The 5,698-nt window shown below is 75.3% G+C and carries 5 protein-coding genes; all 5 read left to right on the forward strand.

Going from position 1 to position 5,698, the window contains the following annotated elements; all coding sequences use genetic code 11:
* Nucleotides 1-733 precede the first annotated feature (733 nt).
* Complete coding sequence (locus tag HUW36_RS24140; protein ID WP_174530271.1) at nucleotides 734-1,717, forward strand: AAA family ATPase; 984 nt, start codon at nucleotides 734-736, stop codon at nucleotides 1,715-1,717.
* Nucleotides 1,718-1,832: 115 nt separating this feature from the next.
* A complete protein-coding gene (locus tag HUW36_RS24145) occupies nucleotides 1,833-3,077 on the forward strand; it encodes a cytochrome P450 (protein WP_425487262.1) in 1,245 nt (414 codons plus the stop codon).
* Nucleotides 3,078-3,119: 42 nt separating this feature from the next.
* Nucleotides 3,120-3,680, forward strand: a complete 561-nt coding sequence (gene def, locus HUW36_RS24150; protein ID WP_174530273.1) for a peptide deformylase — start codon at nucleotides 3,120-3,122, stop codon at nucleotides 3,678-3,680.
* 5 nt (nucleotides 3,681-3,685) lie between these two features.
* Entirely contained in the window at nucleotides 3,686-4,612 is a 927-nt protein-coding gene (gene fmt / locus HUW36_RS24155; RefSeq protein ID WP_174530274.1) for a methionyl-tRNA formyltransferase, read from the forward strand.
* Between the two features lie 120 nt (nucleotides 4,613-4,732).
* Nucleotides 4,733-5,698, forward strand: a 966-nt coding sequence (locus HUW36_RS24160) for a transcription antitermination factor NusB (protein WP_281357550.1), incomplete at its 3' end; no start/stop codon positions are given.

Genomic DNA, 5,698 nt, shown 5'->3' on the forward strand with positions numbered 1-5,698 from the left:
CTCTTTCCCTACACGACGCTCTTCCGATCTCGTGGGCGCTGCTCACCCGGGCCGACCTGCGGGCCGGTGAGGAGGCGCTGCGCCGGTGGATGGCCGCCGCCGCGCTGGCCCGGCCCGGCGCCTCCGGCGGCCGGGTGGTGGTGGTCGCGGACGGCGCCCTCGCCCCGGTGCAGGCGTTGCTGCGCTGGGACGCGGCCTGGTTCGCCGAGCGCGAGCTGGCCGAGCGCCGCGAGTTGGGCTTCCCGCCGGCGGTCCGGATGGCCAGCGTCACAGGCGTGGCCGAGGCGGTGGCCGACCTGCTGGCCGGCGCCCGCCTGCCGGACGACGCCGAGGTCCTGGGTCCGGTGCCGGCGGAGGAGGGGCGGGAGCGGATGCTCGTCCGGGTCCCCCGGGCCCGGGCCGCCGCCCTGGCCGACGCGCTGCACGCGGCGGCCGGGCAGCGCAGCGCGCGCAAGGCGGTCGATCCGGTCCGGCTCCAGGTGGATCCGCTCAGCCTCTTCTGACCGGTCCCGGCGGCCGTGACCCAGCGCACCCGGGCCGGCGCGCACGGTCGTGAGCTGGGGTTTGCCGCACACCTGGTCCGGCAATTGGGTAGCGGGCGGTGATAGCATCGCCCGTCATGCCCAGGCGCGCGGTTTTCCGCGCGGGACACGGCGCGACGGATGCTCCGAGCACGTCGGGCCGACACGGATTCGATGTCGTCAGTCAGCCGGTGAGCAGGGGTGGACCAGTCGTGACCGTTCGTCAGTCGATCGTCTTCAACGGTGACCTCGGCAGCGGCAAGAGCACCGTTTCCGTCGAGATCGCCGAGCGGCTCGGGCTGCGCCGGGTCAGCGTCGGTGACCTCTACCGGCAGATGGCCCAGGAGCGGCAGATGACCGCCCTCCAGCTCAACCTGCACGCCGAGCTGGACCAGGCCGTCGACGGTTACGTCGACCAGCTCCAGCGCGACATCGCCGCCTCGGGCGAGTCGCTGGTGATGGACTCCCGCCTGGCGTGGCACTTCTTCACCGACGCGCTCAAGGTGCACATGATCACCGAGCCGACCGAGGCGGCCCGGCGGGTGCTGGCCCGCCCCTCCGGCCCGGCCGAGAGCTACACCTCGCTGGAGGAGGCCCGGGCCAAGCTGCGCGAGCGCAGCGAGAGCGAGCGCGGCCGGTTCATCGTCCGGTACGGGGTGGACAAGGCCCGGCTGCGCAACTACGACCTGATCTGCGACACCACCCGGGCCACCCCGGAGCAGGTGATCCAGCACGTCGTCGACGTCTACGAGGGCCGGCTCGGCGCCGAGGTGCTGCGCGCCGGCCAGCCGCTGCTGCTGCTCGACCCGAACCGGGTCTACCCGACCGAGGACGTGGCCACGCTGCGTGGTCTGTGGGACTCGGACTTCGCCGGCGAGGTGGCCGAGGCCGGCGACGAGGCGCTGGAGCCACTGAGCATCGGCTACACGGGGGAGTACTTCTTCGTGGTCGACGGGCACCGGCGGCTCAGCGCCGCGGTGCGCGGTGGGTTCCCGCTGGTGCCGGCCCGGCTGGTCGCCGAGGTCGACGAGCCGGTGGTCGGCGGCGTCAGCGCGGTCGACTTCTTCGCCGCGCAGGCCCGGCCGGGCCTGATCCACGACTGGGAGGACGCGCACGGCATCGCGCTGCCGCTGCCGGAGCACGCCCTGCTGGGCGGCGGCGCGGTGCTCGCCGGGGAGCCGGGCGCCGGAGCCTGACCGGCCGCCCGGGCACCGCGACGGGATCGCCCGACCGGCGCGACGGGGGCATGATGGGGGTCTCCGACGCCCGGGGAGGCCGACCGTGGATCCTGCCGACGCCCTCGCGCTGCTGATGTCCCCCGCGGGTCGGGTCGACCCCTACCCGACGTACGAGCGACTGCGCGCGCACGGGCCGGTGGTCCGGACCGGGCCCGTGTTCTACGTGGTGACCGGGTACGCCGAGGCCGACGCGATCCTGCGCGACGCCCGGTTCGGCGTGATGGACGACGGCCTGCGCGACCAGTTCATGCCCGGCTGGCGGGAGAGCCCGGCCGTGCTGTCCATCTCCCGGTCGATGCTGCGCACCAACCCGCCCGACCACAGCCGGATGCGGCGGCTCGCCGCCGGCGCGTTCACCCCGCGCCGGATCGCCGCCATGCGCGACGTGGTCGAGGCGCAGGCCGACGAGCTGGTCGACCGGTTGCTGGCCGGCGGGCGCGACGGCGCGCCCGTCGACTTCATGGCCGAGTTCGCGTACCCGCTGCCGGTCGGGGTGATCTGCGCGCTGCTCGGCGTCCCGGCGGCGGACCGCCCGCTGTTCCGGCGCTGGGCCACCGACCTGACCGGGGTCCTGGAGCCGGAGATCACGGCCGACGAGCTGGCCGTGGCCGACCGGGGCGCGGGCGAGCTGCGGGCCTACTTCACCGAGCTGGTCGCGGCCCGCCGCCGGGCGCCCGCCGACGACCTCACCACCGCGCTGGTCCAGGCCCACGACTCAGACGGTGACCGCCTCTCCGGCGACGAGTTGCTGGCCAACCTGATCGTGCTGCTGGTGGCCGGCTTCGAGACCACCACCAACCTGCTCGGCAACGGCCTGGTGGCGCTGCTCGACCACCCCGACGCCGCCGCGACGCTGCGCGAGCACCCCGAGTTCGCCCCCGGTTACGTCGACGAGTTGCTGCGCTACGACTCGCCGGTGCAGCTCACCTCCCGGATGAGCACCGAGCCGTCCCGGCACGGCGGCGTCGACCTGCCGCCGGAGAGCTGGGTCATCGTGATGCTGGGCGCGGCCAACCGTGATCCCCGTCGCTACCCGGAGCCGGCACGCTTCGACCCGTGGCGGCCGCAGATCCACCCGCTGTCCTTCGGCGCCGGGCCGCACTACTGCCTCGGCGCCGCGCTGGCCCGGCTGGAGGCGCAGGTGGCGTTCCCGTTGCTGCTGCGCCGGCTGCCCGGGGTGGCCCTGGCCGGCGCGCCCGAGCGGCGGGTCCGGCTCACCCTGCGTGGTTACGCCACCCTGCCGATCGTCGTCGGTCGCGAGGCGGCCCCGGTCACCGTTCCCGGTAGGCCACCGGGAGCGCCCGGCCGCACTCCGTAGACTGAGGGCGCACCACTCGTCCCAGACAAGGAGCCACGCCGCGTGACCGTTCAGCCCATCCGTCTGTTCGGCGATCCGGTGCTGCGCACGCCGGCCGACCCGGTGGTCGACTTCGACGCCGAGCTGCGCAAGCTGGTCGCCGACCTGACCGACACGATGCGTGAGCAGAACGGCGCCGGCCTGGCCGCGCCCCAGCTCGGGGTGGGCCTTCGGGTGTTCACCTTCGACGTCGACGACATGCTCGGCCACCTGGTCAACCCGGTGCTGGAGTTCCCCGACGAGGAGGAGCAGGACGGCCCGGAGGGCTGCCTGTCCATCCCCGGGCTCTACTTCGACACCAAGCGCCGGCAGAACGTGGTCGCCAAGGGCTTCAGCGCCCACGGCGACCCGGTCCAGATCGTCGGCACCGGCCTGATGGCCCGTTGCGTGCAGCACGAGACCGACCACCTCGACGGCGTGCTCTTCGTCGACCGGTTGGACGCGGCCGGCCGCAAGGAGGCCATGAAGGCGATCCGCCAGGCCGAGTGGTACGACCAGGCCGCCCCGCCCACGGTCAAGCTGAGCCCGCACACCCTGAACAACCCGTTCGGCCTGGGGCGGTGACCCGGATGCGCCTGGTCTTCGCCGGCACGCCGGCGGTCGCCGTACCGGCCCTGGACGCGATCGCCGCCTCGGGGCACGAGCTGCTCGCCGTGGTCACCCGCCCCGACGCCCCGGCCGGCCGTGGCCGGGGCCTCGTCCGCTCGCCCGTGGGCGCGTGGGCCGACGCGCACGGCGTCGAGGTGCTCACCCCGGCCCGCCCGCGCGAGCCGGAGTTCCTCGACCGGCTGCGCGAGCTGGCGCCCGACTGCGTACCCGTGGTCGCCTACGGCGCGCTGGTGCCGCCGGTGGCGCTGGAGATCCCCCGGCACGGCTGGCTCAACCTGCACTTCTCGCTGCTGCCCGCCTGGCGGGGCGCGGCGCCGGTGCAGCACGCCGTGCTGCACGGCGACGAGCTGACCGGGGCCAGCGTCTTCGAGCTGGAGGAAGGGCTGGACACCGGCCCGGTCTACGGCACGGTCACCGACGAGATCCGGCCCACCGACACCTCCGGCGACCTGTTGGAGCGGCTGGCCCACTCCGGCGCCGGGCTGCTGGTCGCCGTGCTCGACGCGATCGGCGCCGGCACCGCCCGGGCCGTGCCGCAGCCGGCCGACGGCGTCTCGCTCGCCCCGAAGCTGACCGTGGAGGACGCCCGGGTCCGTTGGGGCGACCCCGCGTTCGCGGTGGACCGGCGCATCCGCGCCTGCACGCCCGCGCCCGGCCCGTGGACCACGTTCCGCGACGACCGGGTCAAGCTCGGCCCGGTCACCCCGCTGCCCGACGGCCCGGAGCTGAAGCCGGGGGAGCTGCACGTGGAGAAGTCCGGTGTGCTCGTCGGTACCGCCACCACGCCGGTGCGCCTCGGCGAGGTGCGCGCCGCCGGTAAGAAGGCCATGCCCGCCGGCGACTGGGCGCGCGGCGCCCGGGTCACCGCCGGCGAGGTGTTCGCGTGAGCGCGAGGAGTGAGCCGGTGTTGCGAGCCCCGCAGTCGCGAACGAAGGGTGGCTTCGCGTGAGCGCGAGGAGTGAGCCGGTGTTGCGAGCCCCGCAGTCGCGAACGAAGGGTTGCACCGCGTGACGGGGCCGTCGCGCCCGGACCGGCCCGCCGAGGGCGAGCGTTCCCGGGGGTACGCGCGTGAGCAGGCCGACCGGCGTTCCGGCGACCGGTTCGGCGGTGACCGTGAGCGCGGTGACCGGCCCGGCGGCGACCGGCGCGGCGGGGACCGGTTCGGTGGTGACCGGCGGGACACGCGCCGCCCGGTCCGGCCGGCCGTGGACCTGCCGCGGCAGGTCGCGTACGAGGCGATCGCGGCGGTGCACCGCGACGACGCGTTCGCCAACCTGGTGCTCCCGACGATGCTGCGCGAGGCGGGGCTGAGCGGTCGCGACGCGGCGTTCGCCACCGAGCTGACCTACGGCACGCTGCGGCACACCGGCACCCTGGACGCGATCGTCACCGACGCGGCGGGACGGGACGTGCAGCGCATCGACCCGCCGGTGCGCGACGCGCTGCGGCTCGGGGCCTACCAGTTGCTGCACACCCGGGTGCCCGCGCACGCCGCGGTCTCCTCCACCGTGGACCTGGTCCGCCGGGTGGGTCCGGGCGCGACCGGCTTCGCCAACGCGGTGCTGCGGGAGATCGCGGGGCGGGACGCCGACGCGTGGGTGGCGAAGCTCGCCCCGGCCGAGGAGACCGATCCGATCGGGCACCTGGCGCTGGCGTACAGCCATCCGCAGTGGATCGTCCGGGCCTTCGCCGAGGCACTCGGCGGCGACCTGGGAGAGACGACCCGGCTGCTCATCGAGGACAACGAGCGCCCACCGGTGCACCTGTGCGCCCGGCCCGGCCTGGCCGATCCGGTGGCACTGGCCGACGAGGTCGGCGGCGCGCCGGGCGCGTTCTCGCCGTACGCCGTCTATCTGCCGGGCGGCGCGCCGGGCGACCTGGCGGCGGTGGCCGACGGGCGGGCGCACGTGCAGGACGAGGGCTCCCAGTTGGTGGCCGACGCGCTGGCCAACGCGCCGCTGGACGGTCCGGAC

It is taken from the genome of Micromonospora maritima (assembly GCF_902825405.1).
Classification (GTDB): Bacteria; Actinomycetota; Actinomycetes; order Mycobacteriales; family Micromonosporaceae; genus Micromonospora; species Micromonospora maritima.

What these genes read in the sequence shown, in the direction of transcription:
- HUW36_RS24145 (WP_425487262.1), top strand. Translation starts at nt 1,833, where the DNA reads ATGTCCCCCGCGGGTCGGGTCGACCCCTACCCGACGTACGAGCGACTG.
- fmt (WP_174530274.1), top strand. Translation starts at nt 3,686, where the DNA reads ATGCGCCTGGTCTTCGCCGGCACGCCGGCGGTCGCCGTACCGGCCCTG.